Raw genomic sequence first — 22,610 nt, forward strand, 5'->3', positions numbered from 1 at the left:
TTTACAGTCACTTAAGATAAAGCAAAAAGTCAAATGATTTCATAAGATGGGGTATTGGAAATCCTTAAAAAGAAAGGCGTAATTACAATTTACGCCTCCCCAACAATCTATTTGATAATGGTAGAAATTTATTGAATATCCTATAAATGAAACTCTTTGTCCATTACAAAAATCTTCACGGTCTCCCTGATCACTCCATCATTTGCCATCGCAGCTGGGCCTTCAGTTTCAAGGATTTTCATGTAGGTATCTAGATTTTCTACTTCAAATATTAGTGCTACTTCATTTCCCTCCTGGATGGAGATATGAATGGGACTTGCACATGTTTGGCGCTTAAACAATTCGCCATGAGTTCGAAAACCTTCTTCCCACTTTGCGGAATCTTCCACTTTTGCGGTAATAATTACTTTTTTCATGATTTTGTAGTTTGATCCTATGTTAAGTTATCAAAAAATATTCATTTCGGAGTATGTTTTGTTCTGATAACCAGTAATTTATATTGATGTGGTAAGTCGCCCTCTTCGGAATGGCTCTATTGCTTAGATTTATTTTTTGAAAGGACTCAATTCAAATCAAAGACCGAGAAATCTATATTTTGAGATTTCATTTAAAAGACATTGTTAATCCTTGATTTGTGCGAGTAGGAATCTTTAAAATTTTATTATTTTAAATTCACAATGTTCTTTTTTTCAACCCCTAGTTTTTATCTGCTCTCATGAAACAAAAGTTTCCTATTTCTATTCAGTATTTAATTTTAGCCTTTTGTTTTCTCTTTTCCTGTAAAGAGGATTTAGTGCTGGAGGAGTTTCAAATTGAACCTGGATTTTCCTTAGATAGAGTTGCTGCTGAACCATTAATTAAGGACCCAGTAGATTTGGAGTTTAATGAATTAGGAGATGCTCTGGTGCTAGAAATGCCGGGATATCCTTTTGAAGATCAGCAAAGTAGAATCTTGGTCTTAAAAGATAGGAACAAGGATGGAGTATATGATGATAGGATTGTTTTCATAGAAAACTTGCAGCTAGCCAACTCATTTATGCCCTATAAAAAAGGCGTTTTAGTGGCAGCTCCCCCCTATTTATTATTTGTCCGTGATGAAAATCAAGATTATATCCCTGAAAAAGTGGATACCTTGATGGGTGGATTTTCTACTGGAAATTTACAACACAATTACAATGCCCTGACTTTTGGGCTAGATAACTGGATTTATGCAGCCAATGGTGGAAATGATGGAAAGCCATTTTGGTGGGGTGAACCAGATAGTCAGTTGGATTTACGAGGTCAGGATTTCCGATTTAATCTGGAGACAAAAACCTTGGAACGCTTGGGTGAATCTTCTGGCGGATTCGGACTCGCAATGGATGATTTTGGGCGGGTATTTGAAACGCATAACCTGGAACATATCTCTCAGCTTGTTTTTCCAGACCGATATAAAAATGGTCATCAAATCTTGAAAAACCATACCCTTCATAATATTTCAAATCATGAAGAAAATGGCTTAGCTCGTATTTTTCCAATTGGAGAGCAAGAATCCCGTGTGAATCATCCTGAGCAATCTGGTTATTTTTCTGGAGCTTGTGGGATAACCTATTATGGAGGAGGCTCTCTAGGGGTTGAATACGAAAATACCATATGGGTCGCAGATGTGGTTTTAAATCTAATTCATGTAGATAAAATACAATCCAATGGTTCTGCTTTTATAGCTTCTAGAGCCTTGGAAAATCGTGATTTCCTTGCAAGTTCCGACCGTTCCTTTCGTCCTGTAAATATGAATTTAGGGCCAGATGGCAGCATGTATGTGGTTGATATGTATCGTAAAGTGATAGAACATCCTGAATGGATTCCAGATGAAATTGAAAAAACATTGGATCTGGAGGCTGGAAAAGATCAGGGTCGAATTTATAAAATCACAAAAAAAGACGTAAATATTCCTTTCGATTTGGATCAATTTAAGAGCCAAAAAGGATTAGTAAAGAGTTTAAATCATTCCAATCAATGGGTTAGAAAAACCGCACACCGACTTTTGATCGATCAAGTCCTCACAGATGAAACAATTAAGGAATTAAACAGGAACTTGGTAACTGGTAATGATTTCGCCAAACTTCATGCTTTATGGATTTTAGGTACAAAGAAAAAATTTAAAGAAGGAGCCTTGCTTGGAGCACTTCAGGATCCGTCTCGCGATATCCGAGAAAATGCTTTACTAGTTGCAGAACAAGAGTTAGATGCTCACCCAGATATCCTTGCAGCAGTCTTAGCTAGCCTAGGTGATCCTGATAACCGGGTTCGCATGCAAGCAGCGCTCTCTATTTCTACCTTGGGTATAGAAAGATTATCTGAGCTCAAACAGGAGGTTATGGTTGGAGTTCAAAATGCCATTACCCTACCTTATGACGACTGGAATATTGCAGCATATACTTTAGCTACCGGACCTTTCGCACCAGAATTACTTTCTACTCTTTTAGTAAGTCCCTCGATACAAATTCCTGAGCAGTTTCTTAGTTCCCTTGCTTTAAATGCTGGAAAAGATGGGAATGATGCCAAATCTATTCTTCAAGCTTTGAATAATTCGGATGTCCAAATGAGTGTCAAACAACAAATAATTAGACAGTTTTCCTTTGGTCTGGATGAGAAAAGTGGAAGCGCTCTTGAACCCTATATTTTGGCATTAGAACAATCTGGGGACCCAGGTTTGATTTCAGAATTAGCCCAATTGCGAAGTAAACTTCATTTGAACACTTCTCCTGAATTCTTACAATTAAGCCAAGCGGCATTGAGGAAAGTAAATGATAAATCCATGTCTGAAAGTTTTAGGCTCCAACAATTGTCTTTAATAGAACTACTTCCCTATGAAGTCAAATCAGATGTGCTATTTCAGTGTTTAAGTAATACAGAACCTCTCAAACTTCAAGAGAATGCATTAAGGCAATTATCTAAATACAATGAACAGGAAATCGGGAAAAAAATCGTAGATATTTGGAACGAGTTAAGCCCCCAAACCAGAAGGTATGCCAGCGACCTTCTGCTCTATGTTGAAACCCATCATGATGCTTTATTGACTGGATTGGAAAATGGACAAATTAATATAGGCGAAATGAATTTTGATTTAGAGCGGAGAAGAACATTGCTTTGGTGGACGGACAATGAAGAAACAAAGCGTAGGGCTGAAAAATTATTTACTGATTCTGGTGTTTCAAATCGGAAAGAGGCAATTGATCAAATGAAGCCTGCTTTGGCGCTAAATGGGTCTGTTTTAGATGGAGCGAACGTGTTTGAAAATATCTGTGCAAACTGCCATATCTTTGGAAAGACCGGAAATGAAGTAGGTCCTGCATTGACTGAAATAGGACGAAAAAGCAAAGAAACCAACCTGCATGATATACTTGATCCCAACGCAGGAGTGGATACCAAATATATCAACCATAGGCTTGAGACTAATGATGGAGTGGTTCATCTTGGAATAGTTTCTAATGAAACTGATGAGAATATCACTATCAAAAAGCCAGGGGGAGAAAGTGTTACTATTTACAAATCGAATATTAAAGAATTTCGTTCTTTAGGAACTTCTCTGATGATGGAAGGTCTTGAAAATAGCATGACCCACCAAGAAATGGCTGACTTGTTAGCGTTTTTACAAAGTGGGGTTGAATGAAGTTTAAGGGACTCCTTTACAAAAAGGAGGAAATTAATCTAGCAGTGGCAAAGGTCAACTTTTTGAAAGTGCTCAAATTATGAAACTGCTCTTTGGTCATTTCCACACTTTCTTGAAGGTCCTTGAAAAACATATTTTCCATTTTAAGCCCAAATTCTGAACCGTAGATCACAGACATCAATTCGAAATTCAAATCAAAACTCCTAATATCCATATTTGCAGTTCCGATGATACTAATCTTTTGATCTGCTACGACTGTCTTTGCATGAATGAACCCTTTTTTATAGAGAAAGATTCGAACTCCTGCCTCTAATAATTCAGCAAAGTAGAATTTGGAAGCTGCTCCAACGATTGCAGAATCTGATTTTTCAGGTAACAATATCCTGACATCTACTCCGCTTAAAGCTGCTTGTTTTAGGGAGTTTAGAATTCCTTCATTTGGAATAAAATAGGGGTTTGTAATATACAGACTGCGGCGTGCTATTGTAAATGACTTAAAATAAGTCATCATAATATTTGATTGGGGATACACAGGACCTCCAGCCATGAGTTGTGCGAGCCCCTTGGTTCCTACCCCATCCAGTTGTTCACTTTCAGGAAATAATTCTTTTTGGAACTCGATCTTTTTTTCTTGAGCCATATTCCAACTCACGATAAAATGCCTTTGCAAGCTGTGGACAAGAGGTCCAGAAAATTTCACATGAGTGTCCCGCCAATAAAGACCCGTATCTATGGAGTTATCATATCGATCTGAAATATTAATTCCTCCAAGAAAGCCAATCTTCCCATCGATGATAATCACTTTTCTATGATCTCGATGATTTAATCTATTCGCAAATTGCCGCAATTTTACTTTGATATTGGGGTAAATTGCCACCCCGTTTTCCTTTAATTCTTTTACTATATTTTTATGAATTCCTCTACTGGCATAATCATCATAGAGTACTTTGATTGACAATCCTGCCTTTGATTTATTAATTAAAATTTCTTTGATTTGATTACCTCGAATATCATTTTCCCAGGCATAATATTCCATATGGATAAAATGCTCTGCCTGCTCTAAAGACTTTAATACTTCAGGAAATTTTTCCTCTCCATTTACCAATAATTCAAATGAATTTTCACTGAGGTACTCTCCCATCATATTAAGTTGAAACTTGACTAATCCTTCATAATGGCCAAATTCCTCCTTATACTTTTCTAACAAATGATTTGTGTTATTGGGAATCACTTGAAAATAATCTTGATCTAAATCTTTTTGTACAGAAACTGCACGATGGTTATGTCGCTTATGTCTATAATTGATGCCCACAGAATAATAAATAATCATTCCCAGTATGGGTAGTACGATAACCAGCAATAAATAAGCTAGTGTTTTTGAGGTTGAATGGGTGTCAAGTAAAATTCTGAAAATTGTAAAGATCAATGCGAATAAGTATACCAAAGAAAAAATATGATTGATCGTAAAAAACTGGCCTATATTCATTGAACTTTAGATTTATAAAGAAAATCGGGAAACTGCATGCAGCTTTATTAATGTACTTCTATTAGAGAGTTTTTCATTTTAAATAATAATCATCTCATTTTGCCGACTCAGGGTCATTTTCAGAGTTTATAATATCCTTGGGAATGGATACAAATAGTGCGACTAAAGGTTTTGTTCTGTCATTGTATTGCATCATTACTTTGAGGATTCCAGCAAATGGCATAAATAGAATCATTCCAGAAATACCCCAAATTAACCCACCCAAAATCACGGATAGAAATATTACGAATGCATTTAGGTTAATTTTATTTCCAATGATAATAGGCTTAAAAACATAACTTTTTAATGCGTTCCCTACTAAGATACTGCCTAAAGCCAAAGCTGGAAGTGTCAAATCATCACTGGAAATAATCGCGAAGATCACTACGATAATCATCCCTATGGGATTTCCGATATAAGGAATTAGAGTTAATAGAGAAACAAGAAGTGCAAAAAACAATGCATACTTTAATCCAATTGCAAGGAATAAAACCAGTAACAGAATGGTCAAAATGAAGGTGATGGAAAATAGACCAAATAGAAAATTACTTATCACATCTGAAATTTCAGTTACTTGCTTTTTCTTAACACTAAACGTTTCAATTCCTTTTGTCTTTAGCTTCAAATAATAAAGGTAATTGTCTCGATAATAGAGTATAAAGAATAGATAAAGCCCTACAAGAAAAATTTCTCCAAATGACTTACCCAAGGATTTCAAAACATTAGAAATGGTTTCGGAATGATTGGAGATCCAAATATGTATCTGATTTTGGTCTATGAGCGGTAAATGAATCCCATAGTCCTCAAGTAAGAGGATGGTTTGTTGAATGGATTCAATCAGAAGTATGCTGAAATCAGGGATTCCTTTGATAATAGAGACGATCTCTATATAAAAAAAATAGAAAAGCATTAAAATAATCAGAAGTATGAGGATCACGTAAACGAGGGAAGAAATCATCCTATTGATCCTATATCTATTTTCGATTTTGTTCAACATGCGGAAGGAAGCCAGTGCAATCAACAAACTCCAAGCAAGTGGAATCAAAAATGATTTGGCTAGGATGAGAATTAAAACAATTAATACAAAACAGATTAATAGAGCTGTGATACCAAAAAGTCTTGAATTAATCGAGCTAGATTGCATTTATTGAATTTTAAAATCAAAATAACATTTTGTTCCAATATTTCATATTTAGCAAGACCCCTATCTTCCTTTGGTTTAGATAGGATTATAGTTAACTAATTTTAATTGAAAGCTCCAGTCCTCCTCATTTTTATCTTCAGTTTTCAACTTTAAGTCTTCTAACTTGGTAGAATACCGATCACTGAACCCTGAATAACTATTTACTCAACACCTTATTTCTGTTCCCATTTCGCATCCATCAACACCCAGGTATTAGGGTCAAGAATAACTTCTTCGGGAGCGGTTTCCAATGGAATTTCAATGCTATTTTTCATCTCTTTTATCCAAATGGTTTTCAACTCAGTTTTGTCTTTCGACTTTATAGCGAGCTCAATAGGCATCAGGAACTCACTTCCATCGTTTTGAACTTGGTTTAAAGTGATTTTCACTAGTTTTTTACCTGTATCATATGACCAATTACCTTCCACTCTTAAAGCTCCAGGTTGATATAACCATTGCTCAAAAAACCGTTCCAGATCTTTTCCAGAGGCCTTTTCCATTTCTTTTCTAAAATCTGCAGTGGTTGCGTTTCCATTTTGATACTTGGCATAATAAGCTTGGATGCCTTTCCAGAAGTTCTCCGTTCCGATGACTCCCCGAAGCATGTGTAATATCCAACTTCCTTTTTGATAGGTATGGGAACTCACCACCTTGCTCATATCACTCAGGTTATCATGGACGATTCGATAGTCGGGATTTTTTTCATGAAAAGCGTCAACCGTCTTTTTACTATTGGCCAGTCCTTCCAAAAAATCATCTCTTCCGTACGCATGCTCTCTGAACAACAAAGTAAAATAAGTTGCAAAACCCTCACTCAACCAAACATCGTCCCAGTCGTATTCCGTTACTGCATTTCCAAACCATTGGTGGGCAATCTCATGAATGATCACATTTCTCCAGCGGGTATTTCTATCCCCCACAACCGAATTTTCGCTATATAAAATGGCTGATGCTGCTTCCATTCCACCGCTGACACTATTGGATTGGATATTGGCAAGTTTCTCATAGGAAAATGGACCTACGTAATCGCTGTAGAATTCAAGAACCTGTTTTGTGGGAACTGCGAAGTCATAAAAGCCCTTTTCTCGATCTTGATAGTAAACCCAAGTCTGAATTGACTTGTGGTCAAACTGATCTACTTCCTGCATAGCAAAACGAGCAACTCCCAAAACATACAACCAAGAAGCGATTGGAACAGACTGTTTCCAATGGGTCAATCGGTTTCCATTCCCCAGATCTGTTTCTTCTATCTTTAATCCATTTGATACCACCTGGTAATGTGATGGAGCAGTAACAATAAATTCACAAGTAGCTTTGTCATAGGGATGGTCTACCATAGCTAGCCAGTTTCTTCCTTTATCAGGCCAATTGTCACTGAAAAAGGTTCGATCCCCATATTTGTTTTTGGCAATTTTTAACCCGGAAGCTGGTACTCCTGAATAAACAATTTGGTATTGCTTTTCTTGATCTTTTTTGGAGCTAGATGGTAGTTTGATTTTTAATTCTTCTCCTTCGTGTGTAAATGCAAGTTCCTGTCCTTCAGATTGAATGGATGAAACGGTCATTCCTTTATTTTCCAATGCTTTTGAAGCTTTTACCAAGTCTAAACGAAGGCTATCCTCCCCTTCTCCCAGATATCGAACATCAAGGATTAATTCACAGGTAATTTCATCAGTATCATCAGATAACTTGATGTTAAACTGGTAGTTCAGGACATCTACTTTAGGATTTTTGGGATATGAATCCGTCCGGGCGAATGCGGAGGAGGAAAATAAGATAAATAGTAGGATATAGTAATTCTTCATGGTATTGGGAATAGGACAAAATGAAGACATGTGTCTATTTTAATGTAGAAAGATCGATTTCAGGCCTGAATTCTATCAATCCTTTTTCTCGGATGGTGTACTCCACATCTTCCCATTTGGATGGGACGAAACTACTCAGGTTTTCTACGCCATCTTCGGTTACCAGGGCCACATCTTCAATGCGTATATATAAACGCTCTTCATGTAACCAGATCATGGGATCTATAGTGAATACCATTCCGGCTTCCAGCGGTCTCACTCGTACCCTGCCGACATCATGTACTGCCATCCCCACCGGATGCTGGAAATGCCCCCTGAATTTCAACCCTTCTTGTACCGCTTTCAAATGACTTTCCTTGACAAAGGTCTTATCCTCTAAATAGGCTTTCATATCAGATGCAGCATGATCCAATACCTCATCAGCCGTTACACCAGGCTTGATGTATCGGAATAAGGCATCCCGATAGGCTACAATGAAATTATATAGTTCTTTTTGCTCCTCATCGAACGTTCCATTCACAGGCCAGATTCTGGTGACATCACTGGTATAAAATTCATAATCCGGAGCATAGTCCATTAAAACCAAATCCCCATCTTTCAATTGATCAGTTTTATGGAAATAGTGTCCCATATAGGCATTGGTTCCTCCTCCTATGATGGAAGGATAACCATCTCCTTGTGAGCCATAGAGGTAAAAAATATACTTAGCAGCTGCGTCCAACTGGTATTCATAAACGCCTGGATTAGTGGATTTCATGGCTTCTATGATGGCCAAGCCTGCGATATGAGTCGCTTTTTTGATGACCGCAATTTCCTCTTCACTTTTAATTAATCGCATCTCATCCAAAATCGGTGTCAGATCCTGGATTTCATATTGAGGATATCGGTCTTTAAGTTTGGAAATAAATCTTGCTTCTCGGGTAGGTGCACCATCCCAAGGATCGGAAGCATTTCTTGCCTGCCCGAATAGGATCTCATCTCTACTGTCATTTCCTGTTTCTGCCGGACTAAACTCCGTAAATAGAATGGGGCCCGGAGGTTTGATTAGGCCTGCACCTACCAGATCTGCAGCTAAAAATTCGATTCCTTTTACTTGGTCTATCCCTGTGAGTTCCTTTACTAATTCAGCATCTTCGGCAGAAAGGACTTTTCCCTGACTTCTTTCCATTCCCTCATCTCTATGAGGGAGGTACAGAATAGCTCTTTTACTTCTTCCATTGAGTAGTAAATAAGATCGTGCAGTTTCCACTCCTGTGAGGTAAAAAAAGGTATTGGATTGTCGAAAGACGCTGAAGCCTGGAATTCCGCTGGCTCCCTGAATAACTGCTATCGCATTGTTTCCAATCTTCTCATACACCGTATTTCTTCTTTTTGCAAATTCCCCTTTGGAGAATTCAGTTTGAAAATGTGGATCATCTTGGGGATATGTGGAGAATGAAATAGAAAAAAGTAAAAGTAGAATGGCTTGAAATTTTTTCATAAGGTTGGTGGTTTAAATAGGAATATAGTAAGAATCTATCATTTCAATTCTGAGATAGGCTTAGTTCGTTCACGCTATTGAATGAAGAAGTATTCGAATGTAAGCTCATTGGCAAGAGGTAGAATTTAGGATGTATGATTTAAGAATTCTGATTTACTGGATACGGAGGCTGAACACTAACCAAATTATTTTAAGATTCCTTATTCCCGACTTCTTACTTCCCTGAAGGCAAAACACTCCCAACTGATCTCTATTTACAGCTCACTTCTTTCAGATTTCAGTTGCAAATACATCCAATTGACTTAATTTTGAAATTCAATTTCGATCTATGACTGAAGAATCCGCATCACTCAATTTTCTAGAACAACTCATTGAAGACGATTTAGCTGCTGGCTTTCCAAAGGAGAAGCTTCGTTTTCGTTTCCCTCCTGAGCCAAATGGTTATTTACATATTGGTCATGCTGCCTCCATTTGCCTGAATTTTGGGCTCGGTGAACTGCATAATGCACCTGTAAATCTTCGTTTTGACGATACCAATCCTGCCAAAGAAGAGCAGGAATACGTGGATGCCATTAAGTACGATATTCAATGGTTGGGCTTCAAATGGGCAACAGAATGCTATTCTTCGGATTATTTTCAGCAATTATATGATTGGGCTGTCCAATTAATCAAAGAAGGAAAAGCCTATGTTGATGGTCAATCTGCGGAAGCCATGGCTGAGCAAAAGGGCACACCAACAACGCCTGGAGTGGCAGGTCCTTATCGAGACAATTCGGTGGAAGAAAACCTAGCCATGTTCGAACGGATGAAAGCCGGAGAATTTGAGCAGGGTAGTTATGTGCTCCGTGCAAAAATTGATATGGCTTCTCCTAATATGCTCATGCGGGATCCGATCTTGTACAGAATTGTGAAAAAAGCGCACCATAGGACCGGATCTGATTGGTGTATCTACCCGATGTATGATTGGACTCATGGAGAATCTGATTACATAGAACAGATTTCGCATTCTTTATGTACCCTGGAGTTTAAAATGCACCGGGAATTATACGATTGGTTTTTAGATCAAATTGTAGATCCGAAAAAGTTAAGACCAAAGCAACGGGAATTTGCCAGAAGAAACTTGAGTTACACGGTAATGAGCAAGAGGAAATTGCTCGAACTGGTTCAGACCAAAACGGTTTCTGGATGGGATGATCCTCGTATGCCTACCATTTCTGGATTGAGAAGAAGGGGCTATACCCCAGAATCCATCAGACATTTCAGTGAACTATCTGGTATATCAAAGCGTGATTCTGTAACCGATGTTTCTTTATTGGAATATTGCATCCGGGAACATCTAAATAAAACGGCTACACGTGTGATGGCGGTGTTGGATCCAGTAAAACTGGTTATTACTAACTATCCTGAAGGGCAAACAGAAATGCTCCAGGCAGAAAACAATCCAGAAGATCCAAATTCTGGTACTCATGAAGTTCCTTTTTCAAGAGAACTGTATATAGAACGCGAAGATTTTAAGGAAAATGCCGGAAGTAAGTATTTCCGTTTAACATTGGGAAATGAGGTTCGTCTAAAAAGTGCGTACATCATTAAAGGCGAGTCTGTGGTAAAAGATGCTGCCGGAAATATTACGGAAATCCACTGTACTGCTGATTTGGATTCTCGATCTGGAAGTGGTACCGAAGCGAGTACCAGAAAAGTAAAAGGAACCTTGCATTGGGTTTCGATTCAACATGCCATTAAAGCAGAAGTTCGTGAATACGATCGTTTGTTTTTGGATGAAGCTCCAGATAGTCATGAAGACAAGAATTTTATGGAGTTTGTCAACCCTAACTCCTTAAACGTAATCAAAGAAGCATATTTGGAACCGTACTTGAAAGATGCCAGCTTAAGTGATAAGTTCCAATTCCAACGTTTGGGCTACTTTACACTTGATAAAGACAGTAAAGCAGAGCAATTGGTATTTAATAAAACAGTGGGTTTGAGAGATTCTTGGGCCAAGCAAAATGCTACTCCGGCACCTCAATCAACTCAACCGGCCAAACAAGCTAATCCCAATGCCGGTCAAGCACAAGGTCAACGTTCGGCTATTAATGAAATTCAGAAAATAGCGAAAAAATACACCAATCTCTCTGGCGATAAACTGGCTGCTGCCAGAGCAGATATCGCTAAACTTGCTGAGCAGGTAACTTATGAAGAATTGGAGCCTTTGTTTGGAACTGCCGCAAAAAAAGTGGGAACCCGCATCGGAGCGATGATTACATTAGGCGTTCTGTTACACAAAGGTCAAGAAAGAAATAAGGAGATTGATGCCTTTATTGCTGCTGGGCTTGCAGATGGAAATGAGCAATTGGTAGAGGAAGCTAAGGCTGTAGACAATGGAAGCAATCAGTAATCAGTTTACAATACTCCATTAGAAAATGCTCGCTGATTTTTTTCAGCGAGCATTTTTATTGAAAAGCTGTTGAATAAATACCCTTTTCCGGCGAAATATTTTTTGAATATCAATTCTTCTAAATGTGGGATTTAAGTAAAAAGTCTTTTCAATTCATCCCGTTTCATCCGGGCAATGGGTACCTGGCTCCCATCATCCATCAAAAAATACCCGCCTTCAGTCTTTACATATTTTCGAACATGTTTCATATTGACCAAGTGTGATTGGTGCGTACGGTAAAAACGTTGGTCTTTCAATAACTTTTCAAAATGCCCCAGATTCCCAGAAAGTAATACCGGGGGTTCATTTTCCATGAAAACTTTGGTATAGTTTGCCTCTGCTTGTAAACGGATAATGTCACTCACCCTGGCAAAAATGACTTCATCCTGAGTAGCTAGTGCAATTCTCCGATCTTGGTCATGACTTAAGTTATAGGATAACAAGTCAATTTTTTCTTGTTGCCCTATTTGTTCCTCCAACTTCTCTACTGCATGGATCAATTCCTTCGGGTCAACTGGTTTCAGCAAATAATCCAATGCACTGTACTTGATGGCTCTTAGGGCATAGGAATCATAAGCAGTAACAAAGATGATTTTAAAGTCAATACCTCCTGCTTCATTGAGAAAATCAAACCCACTTCCCCCCGGCATTTCAATATCTAAGAACACCACGTCTGGTTTCGTTAACTGGATTTTATCCAAGGCTTCTGTTGCAGAAGCTGCTTGATCTATAAACCCTATTCCTGGACAATGCTGTTCCAGCAATCGTGTTAGTAATTCACGATTGCCTTCCTCATCATCGATCAATAATGCATGGTATTTCATTATTCCAGAGGTAGTTTTATTCGAACTTGGACTCCAACCCCGTCTTCTCTGTTTTTGATTTCGACAGATGCCTCACCCGCATATAAATTATTTAAATTTCGGATTCTTTCCTCACTCAAATGCAATCCTGAAGAAGCAGTAGTTGGTTTTGATAAGCCTGATCCATTATCCAAAATATCTATAAGTAGCAAATGATCTTGTTGCTGAATATCAATTTGAATAACTCCATTTTTACCCATTCCTGCAACTCCATGTTTTACTGCATTTTCTACATAGGGTTGAAGAAGCATCACAGGAACCAATTGATGGAGTGATACCCGTTCAGAAATTTGGATTCGACTTGTAAATGAGAAGCGAAGTTGCTCCAGTTCCAGGTAGAGTTGAGTAAGGTTTAATTCCTGTTCCAATTCATGAAACTGGCTGTTCGAAGCAGATAAGACTTCCCGTAAGAGCCTGGACAATTTTGTGATGTAAGTATTCGCAGCTTCATTCTTTTGCTGACTCACTAAGTTTTGAATGGAACTCAAAGCATTAAACAAAAAATGAGGATTCAGTTGTGCTCGGATTGCTTTTAATTCTGCTTCTGTCAATTGCTTAGCCCATTCGAGTTGCTGTTTTTGTTTCTCTTGTTTGTTTCTATATGCAATGAATAAAATACCTCCTATCAAGATTACTACTAGGACTGAAGCACCGATCAGGGTTGGAGTCTCCAGCCACCATGGCTTTAGGATTGTGAATGGATATCTAAGTGATAATTCTTCAGAAGCACCTTCAAATGGTTGGACATAAAAGATATAATCACCTGGAGAAAGATCTTCATATAGAAAAAGGGCAAATGGATTTTCCGGGTCATATCCCTGTAGACTTTCATGAAAACCAATTAGTTGAACCTTTGCATCTTCAGTTAATTGATCTACCACAAAGTAAAGTCCATTATCCTTGTAGGGGAATGATGGATTAACGGGCAATCCCCTCTCATTCAGTTCATCCACATACTCTACATCTGACCAATTGTATTGGGAAGAATCGGGATACGATGAAAAGATGTTTTGAAACTGATAGGCGACAAAGTTGCTAAAGTATTCCCCAGGATAAAGATCAGATAGTTCCAAAGAGGAATATTCGACTTTCCATGTGATGGCCAGCGTATCTCCTACTTGTTCATCAATAAATACATAGCTCTGCTCGGATCCGGGAGAAGAACTCATGCTGAACCCATTCATTTTTACTTCTGGTCTATTGATGTACTGAAGTTTGTTATTGACGACTAAAGCGATGTCGGTGGATTGGATAGAATCTGTATTGATGCCGAGTGAACTACCATCAGGAATAATCAAATTGATGGGTAAGTTGGTTTCAGGCTCAAAGCCATCACATAGGCTATCAATTGGATAGTTTATTTGATCCTTGTAAACCCGGATTCCTACTTTAAGTTTTCCTTTTTCTACAAAGTGTACTTGTGCTTGCAAGCTGAAAGCATGTAGTAATAAATAGATGCTAAAGAGTAATTTTTTCATTTTTGGATCGTGTGTTATCCACATAGACAGCTTCTTGGAACCTGCACTTCTGTGAAAATATGGTTTTTATTTTAATTTGGATTTGAGTAATAATTCCTGCCCGTAGATGGATTGCTGGATAGGAATTGAAAGGGAAGCATATAGATCTAAATAATCTTCAGGAGTCAATTGATCAACGAGTAGGCAAAAATTCGGGAGTAAGGCGGCAACCATTTGCTCCTTATGCCTTTTTACATACTCTTTTAAAAGGGCTTTCCGGTCTACTTGGGTTATCTGGTTTAATTTTTTAGCAATTATTCCAGTGGTAGAAAGGTCTCCAGATTCCTTCGATCGGTCATAGATCTCTTTTAAATCATCCCAATGCTTCAGGAGCGCTTTGTCCTCTTCCAGGTAGGATTTCAGAATGGTATTGGATGAGGAACCGATTACCCGTATGCTATCAAAATGAGCTGTTTCTCCTGCAATCAAGAGGTTAGAATTCTCCAGCATAAATTCAGTCAGCTTTCTATTCGTACCATCTTCAGTCAGGTAAATTATCTGAACAAAATAGGGGAACTCAGCTTTTCCAGAGAATTGAAAATCACCGTTAAAGGCAGGGATTTTTTCAAATCTTGGTGCAGAAGGTGTATCAAAATGCAGCACTGACAATGAATCTGCTTGAAGGCCCTGAACCTTACCTTTCACCTGAAATCCAGATTGTCCATAACTAATAGCTCCGAATAATAGAAGTAGGACTGTTGCCAACAATAATTTGAAAGTATTCATCTTTTTTTTCTTCAAATCTGGCTGATCTCATCGGCCCATGTATTAATGAATGTAGATTACTGAGGTATGGATGTATATTCGGACATACGCATTAGGTTTGGTAATGAAATGGGGCTAGATCTTAGGGTTTGCTTATATTTAACTGAACATCAGTAATTTGTGGTGAATTAATCTAAGGGATGAAATCGAATTCACATTTTCAGGGAAAAGTAATTTGGATTACCGGAGCATCATCCGGGATTGGGGAAGAGATGTGTTATCAATTTTCAAAGCTGGGGGCTCAATTGATTATTTCAGCTAGAAATGTAGGGAAGTTGAAGAGAGTCAATGCCCAACTGCCTAGAAATCCTGGTTCGGCAAAAGTCCTTCCTCTTGATTTAGAAAAACTACCTGAACTTCCAGAAAAGGTTCAAAAGGCCCTGTCCTATTTTGGACGTGTGGATATTCTTGTGAACAATGCTGGTATAGCAGTCCGGGATTTTGTAAGAAATACTGCTTTGGAAATTGATCAAAAACTAATGAATATCAATTATTTAGGTCCTATCACCTTAAGCAAATTATTATTACCCCAATTTAAAAAACAAGGCAAGGGACAGATGGTGGTAATCAGTAGTTTATCCGGGAAATATGGCGTTCCTAAATTAGCTGCATATGCTGCTCCCAAACATGCTTTGCATGGTTTTTATGAATCATTTAGAAGTGAGTTAGTGGATTCTGGTATTGGAATTACGTTGATTATCCCTGGAATTATTCAGACAGAAATCACAGCTCATGCTGTATTAGGGCAAGGAGAAAATTATGGAAAAGTGGAAATGGCTTTTAAAAATGCCTATCCAGTAGAAAAGGCAGTCAAGAAAATGATTGGCGCTATTCAACAAGGCAAGGAGGAATTTTATGTGGGAGGTGCTGAAGGTTTTACGCTTTGGCTGAATCGCTTTTCACCATGGTTGCTACGAAGATTTATTAGAAATCATCCGTTGAAAAAAATAAGGACTTTCAAAAGGAAGTTAGGGATAGGAAAATGATTTCATGAAAATCAATTCAAACGCATCGTGATTCTTGTTTATTCAGAACCACGATGCTAATTGATAAGCTTATTTTATAAAAGAGGTTTCAAGAACATTTTTATATCCATATGGCTTAAAAATATATGGGATGTAAAAACATTGCATGATAGCCAATAATACGCCTATTTGGTCGCTGGTACCGCTAGGTGTGCCTGTGGAAAGCAATAAAAATAGGATGGGTAACATTCCTAAAAACAAATAAAGCAAGGTCCTGTTTTTTTGAGTCCATGGAATAAATGATTCTTCTTTTTCTGTCCCAAGTACCATAATTATCAATAAAAGCGCGATGGAGGCAAGAGGCAAAACAAGGGTACTGATGGAGACATGAACATTCAGGGTGTCTCCATGAAACATGGTGTCCCCATTTTTTAGGATGTCGAATAGTAAGTTGCCAAATACATTCAGCCACCAAATACCCAGCAAGCCTCCATATAGTTTTCTGTTTTTCATTCGATAAAGTCCAAAAATGACAGTGGCATATAAACTCATTTGGAAAATGAGGAAAATGAAGGAAGGAGTGACTCCTGCCCCATGTATCGTTAGACCGAAATAATTTGTCCCCCAGGCATAGGATGTTCCATCAAATAGTGATCTGATAAAAGGAAGCCACACGATCATGAACGTGAGAGAAATAAACAGAGACAGGACATTCGTCCAAATGTTAGGTGTTCGAAATGCTGGTAGATTTTTCATAAGAGATATGTTTTTTCTCTTGGACCGGAAAAAATCCTTCCTCGTTACAGTATTTGACACCTTTGGGGTGAAATTCTGGTATTTGGGTTCAATGACTTATTTTAATTGTAACAATAAGTTGGAAGCATAGGATCGAGATACTGGAATCGACTTTGCAACATGGTCCAACTTGATCATCCCTTGCTGATTATTCCCTTCATAGTTTGCTAAATGGAAAAGATTAATGGTATAGGAACGATGACATCGAACCAATGCAGGATGAAGGTTTAGGTCTTCAATTTTTTTCAATGTAGTTCTTACCAATGTTTTCTCTTCTTTTTCCTGATGTAAATAATGTATTGCCACATAATTGTCTTCGGGCTCCAGATAAAGTAGGCTTTCCAAAGCGAATGACTTAATCTCACTTTGGCTTTCTGAAGGAATTTGAATGATTTTTATTCCCTCTTTTTCATGATCGATGGAAGTCTCTGAGCGATGTTGGACCTGCTGAATTTTTGCATAGAAATAAATGGCTACTAAAGGGATGATGCTAACAGTGGTGAAGTTTCCAATAAAGTCAAACCAGCTTTTCCAATGGAAGTCATGCCAACTTCCTAAATAGTTGTAGGCTAAAAAAATAAAGGTAGCTGTATACACATTTGTCCAGAGTAACCAAAGAAGGATGTGCCATTTATAAACTTCATTTTTAAAAATTAAAGGGAAAAGCACAAACTCGTTTATTAACAATATGATACAAACCAATATTCCCAGGCCGAACATGGTGATTGTAAAAAGTGGAGTTATCTCCTCCTTAGGGTCATAGTTATTAACGCCGAAGGGTTGAAAAAACAGCATAAACAAGCTGAAAAATAGGCTTGTGACTAGAATGGCGTAAAACTTTTCACGCTTACTCAATTGGAAAAACTGCTCGTTCAAAAAGGATGTCATAGAATTACTATTCCCATGAAAATATCAAATTTTGATCGAATAGTATTTAAATAGTTGAGAAACAGTATTTTCAATAGATACTGATTTCCCTTGGCTATCGTGCGATTTTCTAAGGCTTATCCCTATATTCCATAAACCATCAACTTTACAAGCAACCCACCATCTATGAAAATTGTAAAAAAGCTGTTTTTGGCCGTATTTGTTTTGGCCATTATTGTAATTGCTATTCTTCTCTTTAACACCTTTCGTTTAAGTTCTAAACAAGTAGAACCTCAGCCTATTCAAGAAGTAGCCATTTCTGAGGATGTTTTTGATCATCTTTCCGGGGCCATCCAATTTCAAACCATTTCTTTCAGCGAAGATGCCATTCCTGATTCTGCTGCATTCAATGGTTTTCACGCTTATTTAGCAGAAACCTTTCCTCAAGTTCATGGAACCATGGATCTGACCAAAATCAATCAATACAGTCTGTTGTATAAATGGGAAGGTTCAGACGCTACCAAAAAACCAATTATTCTGATGTCTCATCAGGATGTGGTTCCAGTAGACGTACCAACTATGGAAATGTGGGAAGCACCCCCATTTGAAGGAAGAATTACTACTGATCATATTATTGGTCGAGGTACCTTAGATGATAAATCTTCTTTGATTGCTTTATTGGAAAGTGCAGAAATGCTTATCAAGGAAGGTTTTAAGCCTTCCCAGACGATCTATTTTGCATTCGGTCATGATGAGGAAGTAGGAGGTGGAAAAGGTGCCGCAAAAATTGCTGAATACTTTGAACAACAAGGAATATCAGCTGCATTTACGTTGGATGAAGGAGGAATGATTACCGAAGGAATGGTTCCCGGTGTGGATCAGCCCATATCCATGATCAATGTGGCAGAAAAAGGGTTCGCTTCTTTTCGGTTGATTGTGGAAACGACTGGAGGACACAGCTCTGCTCCTCCTCGAGAAAACACCATCGGTATGTTGGCCCAGTCTATTGTGGATTTGGAAAATAACCAATTGCCTTATCGAATGGTGGAACCGGTTCAATACCAATTAGACTATTTAGGTCCAGAATTGCCCTTCATGCAAAAGCTTGCTTTTGCCAATCCTTGGTTATTGCAAGGACCTATTTTGCGAGGACTTAATTCCCACACTACGACAGCACCAACCATCATTGATGGAGGAGTAAAAAATAACGTGATACCTACTGTGGCTGAGGCGACTATTAATTTTAGGATATTACCTGGAGAGACCATTGAATCTGTTCAAGCTCATATTGAATCTATCGTAAGCGATAAAGTGCGGGTGGAGCCTGTAGGTTTTTTGACCAACCCCTCTCCTTCTTCCAGCATTGATTCGGAGGCCTATAAGTTCTTGGAAGCCACTATCCGTTCGGTATTTCCTGAAACAGTAGTTGTTCCGGGATTAATTGGCGGAGGTACCGATGCCCGTTATTTTTATGGAATTTCTGAAGGAGTTTATAGATTCTACCCTATTCGCATTTCTCCGGATGGAATGAAAAGATTTCATGGAATTGATGAGAAAATCTCCAAAGAGAATTACAAAGAAATTGTTCAGTTTACTTACCAGCTGATGAAGAAGTTCGGTTGATTCTAAACAACTGGCAAGAAGGAATACGATTTAATCAGATTGGAATCATTCGGAAGGTCAAACTTTCCAGAAATGGTTTCTAAGTTCTTTTTAAATCGTATTTCTTTTTTTATTGAAACAATACCCAAGAATCACCATTACTTGGTACAGTTACTTCAATTTCTACCGAATAATCACGGTTTAGACGAAGATTGGTGGAATCTCCTGATTTGGTGGTGATTCTGGTTTCATCGGTAAGCCCCGTATAGTAGAGAGGTACTTTTATCTTTTTGGTAATCTCTTGATTGGTAGGGTTATACACCACCAACATACCTTTCTCTTCTCCAGAAGGGTTGACATTCAGCCAATAATCCAGATCGTTGCCAGTAGCTCTTTTCAGATGGATGATATCTCCTTCCAAAACCTGACGATGTTCCTTGTACCAACCTACCATGCCTTTTACCATGTTTTTGGTTTCTTCTGAATCAAAAAGTCGAGGTCCCCGATAACAGGCCTGAACACCTGCACCTAAATTACTGGCCATCATCATTTCGTAATGCGCCAAATGTTCGTTTAATGGTTCGATGGTAGCAGCTTCTCCTCCTCCGTGATATTCGGTTAAGGGAACAAACATCCAACCCATGGTAGAAGTCTTCTCCCAGGTACCATCATAGATATTTTGACGGGCATGAACCAATTGCTCATTTCTTGGCAGACTCCAGTTAACCTCCCGGTAACCCATCGCAATTTTACTTCCTCCTGTCATGAAATAGTAATCGGGAATATTCAGATATATGCCTTTTGATCGGCTCCATTTGTAGAAATTGGAAATGGTACGATATTGATTCCAACGACTATCATTCAATCCCTTGTGCCCGGGATGATCTTCCGAAGCACAAACATCTCCAGGATAAGAACCATCATGTTCCAATAAGGTAAAACCGGATTTTTCATAAAAGTTATATAGCTTCCGGAAGTAGGCTTGTCCCCATTCACTTTCTATACAAGGAGAGTTTCCAAAAGTAGGTCTCATCCCTTCTGGCATGACCACATTAGTTGAAGCATCGATACTTCTGGAAGCGAGCAAGGAATAGCCTCCTATCTCTACTCCTTTACTTTTGGCATAATCCGCGTATCGCTTCATTTCTGCAAGATACTCTTCGCTATCGTCTTCTATGTTAAATCCACTTCCAAAAGTCAAAATGACCATTTCAAATCCCACTTCTGAAGCTTGATCAATGGCTGTTTTCACCCGTTTCCAATCTGCAAATCGAGCATGCATCATCAAGGGATTTTCTGTAGTCCAAGGGGCAAGAGTTTTATACATCCTTCTCATCGCAAGACCTTTCCTTTCCCGATCATAACTATCATGAGGTAACACAAAAGTTCGGAAGGAAGTAAATTCCTCTCCTGGGGCAATGGTTTGATCTGGACCATATTCTGGGCTGACCTTCAATAAGCTAGGGGTCTGTCTTAGGTAGTTTACTTGAGTAGAATAGTCAGGATCCGGTAACCATTTTACCAAATGTGCATTTGCATCATCGGCTGACATACTAGCAAACGCCATATCCGTTTCTACATGAATATTGGGTTTTTTAAAAACTGTATTTTCTCTTACTTCAACTTTGGATTCATATTCTACTGCAGCAATGATCTCACTGGTAAATTCATCTAGATTGATATCCTTTGGACTTTGATTTTTGACAGTTATCCATTTTCCGAATACAGGGATACCATCATACAATTCGTAATGTACGGATACCGTTACATCTCCAGGTTGTAAACTGTTTTTTACAGATTGATCTATTGAACCATATAGGGCAAAATCCAAGACTTGTAGGCGAACCAATTCCCCTAATTCATCCCCATCCTGTGGGTTTCCATTTCCATCACTTTTTCCAATCCTAACATGGGTTGGCATACTTGAAAAAGCAGGAAGGGTTTCAATGGTCATCCAGCCGCCATTTTTTGGTTTGGCTTCACAATACACTGCCTTTTCTGTGACACGAAATCTTAAAGACCAAGGAGTAGAAAGATCCAGTTTTTGTCTTCCTCCAGCAGCCCTGATTTGTTCTTTGCCGTTCCAAAGTCCAAACATAGGAATTCCATCATCATAGGAATTTCCACCCGGTCTTAAGAAAAATTTGATAGTTTGATCAGGCCATACCAAGGTGATCCCAGGACCATATTCTTTGGATTGATCTGTACCTGTACTAAAGGTGGCTTCAATGATTTTGGTATCCTCTTCCAATTTCCGCTCTACATATACTGCAGAGTTTTGGAGGGTGTAGATCTCACCTATTTTCCCCTCATTTTCAAACGAGGATCTTGGATGTGAGGTAGATTCATGAGTGCTCCAAGTTGGGTCTAGTTCATTGAATTCAGTGGAATAGATTTTTTTCCTGCCAAGAAAACTTGGAAGAGGGTCATTAGATTCTAATAACTTGTTTTGTTCAGGTAGTTTGAAATCCAATCGAAGGTGAACCCCTTTTGGAGGCCAGGGTCTGTCCAAATCACCATAACGTATTTTAGCCCATTCAAATGGGGTTTCTGTTTCCAGGATTTCGTAGCCATTAAATTGCATGGCTGCGTTGGAATTATGAAGGTCCTTGATCCACTCTTCTTTCAAAAATGCATAGTTAGGCTGTCCATTCAATCCACCTACTTCGTAATTAACTCCGTTGATCTGAACTTCTGCTTCCGGTTTTACTCCCCTTAAATAGGATTCTCCACTTGTTAAATTATCCAGTCGAATGGTTGCGGCATTTGGGGATATTTTAATCACTCTTTTGACCAAGCCGTTTGTAAGTTCCAATTCTTCGGTTCCCTCAATAATTCTGGCTTTGTACGTCGAATTATCCAAAAGCCAATCCGTTTGGGAATAGGAAGATTGAACTATAAAGAAGGTTCCCAGTAAGAAAAGGCTAGGTAATATGTTTAGGCTAATTTTCATTTGAAGAAAAATGGGTTTTAACAAAGAAAGCTATGTCTCCTTAATTCCAAAAGAATTTTTAAAAAGAATGTATAAGAAAATCGAAAAATTAAGGAAAGTGACTTGAACATTTCTTTCCTTGTAGCCCATGATATGGGATGGATCCTAAAAAGGCGAACTCTACTAGTGAAGAGTTCGCCTTTCGAAAAACAGCATTTATGATTTTTT

At 38.4% G+C, this 22,610-nt stretch carries 15 protein-coding genes; 4 read left to right on the top strand and 11 right to left on the bottom strand.

Features of this window, described 5'->3' with window-relative positions:
• Positions 1–140: 140 nt before the first annotated feature.
• A complete protein-coding gene (locus BUR11_RS07040) occupies positions 141–416 on the bottom strand; it encodes a hypothetical protein (RefSeq protein ID WP_074224080.1) in 276 nt (91 codons plus the stop codon).
• Positions 417–715: 299 nt separating this feature from the next.
• On the opposite strand from BUR11_RS07040, the gene BUR11_RS07045 reads away from it, so the two are divergent.
• Positions 716–3,652 carry a PVC-type heme-binding CxxCH protein gene (locus BUR11_RS07045; protein ID WP_074224081.1) on the top strand — a complete coding sequence of 979 codons (2,937 nt, stop codon included), beginning with the start codon at positions 716–718 and terminating at the stop codon, positions 3,650–3,652.
• Between the two features lie 16 nt (positions 3,653–3,668).
• Here BUR11_RS07045 and cls read toward each other — a convergent pair whose 3' ends face one another.
• The 4 genes from cls to BUR11_RS07065 form a co-directional block, all read right to left on the bottom strand.
• Positions 3,669–5,138: a cardiolipin synthase gene (cls, locus tag BUR11_RS07050; RefSeq protein WP_074224082.1), complete on the bottom strand. Its 1,470-nt coding sequence runs from the start codon at positions 5,136–5,138 to the stop codon at positions 3,669–3,671.
• A gap of 94 nt (positions 5,139–5,232) precedes the next feature.
• On the bottom strand, positions 5,233–6,321 hold the full coding sequence (locus BUR11_RS07055) for an AI-2E family transporter (RefSeq protein ID WP_074224083.1): 1,089 nt from the start codon (positions 6,319–6,321) through the stop codon (positions 5,233–5,235).
• A 212-nt stretch (positions 6,322–6,533) separates the two neighbouring features.
• Positions 6,534–8,195, bottom strand: coding sequence for a M1 family metallopeptidase (locus tag BUR11_RS07060; RefSeq protein WP_084560887.1), 1,662 nt, complete (start codon positions 8,193–8,195; stop codon positions 6,534–6,536).
• 4 nt (positions 8,196–8,199) lie between these two features.
• Entirely contained in the window at positions 8,200–9,645 is a 1,446-nt protein-coding gene (locus BUR11_RS07065) for a M24 family metallopeptidase (protein ID WP_074224085.1), read from the bottom strand.
• A 328-nt stretch (positions 9,646–9,973) separates the two neighbouring features.
• Here BUR11_RS07065 and BUR11_RS07070 point away from each other — a divergent pair, with 328 nt between their 5' ends.
• Positions 9,974–12,037, top strand: coding sequence for a glutamine--tRNA ligase/YqeY domain fusion protein (locus BUR11_RS07070; RefSeq protein ID WP_074224086.1), 2,064 nt, complete (start codon positions 9,974–9,976; stop codon positions 12,035–12,037).
• 131 nt (positions 12,038–12,168) lie between these two features.
• On the opposite strand, the gene BUR11_RS07075 is transcribed toward BUR11_RS07070, so the two are convergent.
• The 3 genes from BUR11_RS07075 to BUR11_RS07085 all read right to left on the bottom strand — a co-directional run bounded on the left by BUR11_RS07075 (position 12,169) and on the right by BUR11_RS07085 (position 15,182).
• A complete protein-coding gene (locus tag BUR11_RS07075; protein ID WP_074224088.1) occupies positions 12,169–12,900 on the bottom strand; it encodes a LytR/AlgR family response regulator transcription factor in 732 nt (243 codons plus the stop codon).
• Complete coding sequence (locus BUR11_RS07080; protein WP_159439211.1) at positions 12,900–14,417, bottom strand: sensor histidine kinase; 1,518 nt, start codon at positions 14,415–14,417, stop codon at positions 12,900–12,902. Before BUR11_RS07080 ends, BUR11_RS07075 begins: the two co-directional genes overlap by 1 nt.
• 66 nt (positions 14,418–14,483) lie before the next feature.
• The gene (locus BUR11_RS07085; protein WP_074224090.1) at positions 14,484–15,182 is read right to left on the bottom strand and encodes a DUF4369 domain-containing protein; all 699 of its coding nucleotides are present in this window, start codon (positions 15,180–15,182) and stop codon (positions 14,484–14,486) included.
• 179 nt (positions 15,183–15,361) lie between these two features.
• Here BUR11_RS07085 and BUR11_RS07090 point away from each other — a divergent pair, with 179 nt between their 5' ends.
• Positions 15,362–16,207, top strand: coding sequence for an SDR family oxidoreductase (locus BUR11_RS07090; RefSeq protein WP_074224092.1), 846 nt, complete (start codon positions 15,362–15,364; stop codon positions 16,205–16,207).
• Positions 16,208–16,276: 69 nt separating this feature from the next.
• Here the strand turns inward: BUR11_RS07090 and BUR11_RS07095 are convergent, their stop codons facing one another.
• Entirely contained in the window at positions 16,277–16,942 is a 666-nt protein-coding gene (locus BUR11_RS07095; protein ID WP_074224094.1) for a ubiquinol cytochrome C oxidoreductase, read from the bottom strand.
• A 96-nt stretch (positions 16,943–17,038) separates the two neighbouring features.
• Entirely contained in the window at positions 17,039–17,869 is an 831-nt protein-coding gene (locus tag BUR11_RS07100; RefSeq protein WP_074224095.1) for a LytR/AlgR family response regulator transcription factor, read from the bottom strand.
• Positions 17,870–18,034: 165 nt separating this feature from the next.
• Here BUR11_RS07100 and BUR11_RS07105 point away from each other — a divergent pair, with 165 nt between their 5' ends.
• Positions 18,035–19,471, top strand: a complete 1,437-nt coding sequence (locus BUR11_RS07105) for a M20 family peptidase (protein WP_074224096.1) — start codon at positions 18,035–18,037, stop codon at positions 19,469–19,471.
• Positions 19,472–19,580: 109 nt separating this feature from the next.
• On the opposite strand, the gene BUR11_RS07110 is transcribed toward BUR11_RS07105, so the two are convergent.
• The gene (locus tag BUR11_RS07110; RefSeq protein ID WP_074224097.1) at positions 19,581–22,403 is read right to left on the bottom strand and encodes a hypothetical protein; all 2,823 of its coding nucleotides are present in this window, start codon (positions 22,401–22,403) and stop codon (positions 19,581–19,583) included.
• Positions 22,404–22,610: the final 207 nt, after the last annotated feature.

It is taken from the genome of Algoriphagus halophilus (assembly GCF_900129785.1).
Lineage (GTDB): Bacteria > Bacteroidota > Bacteroidia > Cytophagales > Cyclobacteriaceae > Algoriphagus > Algoriphagus halophilus.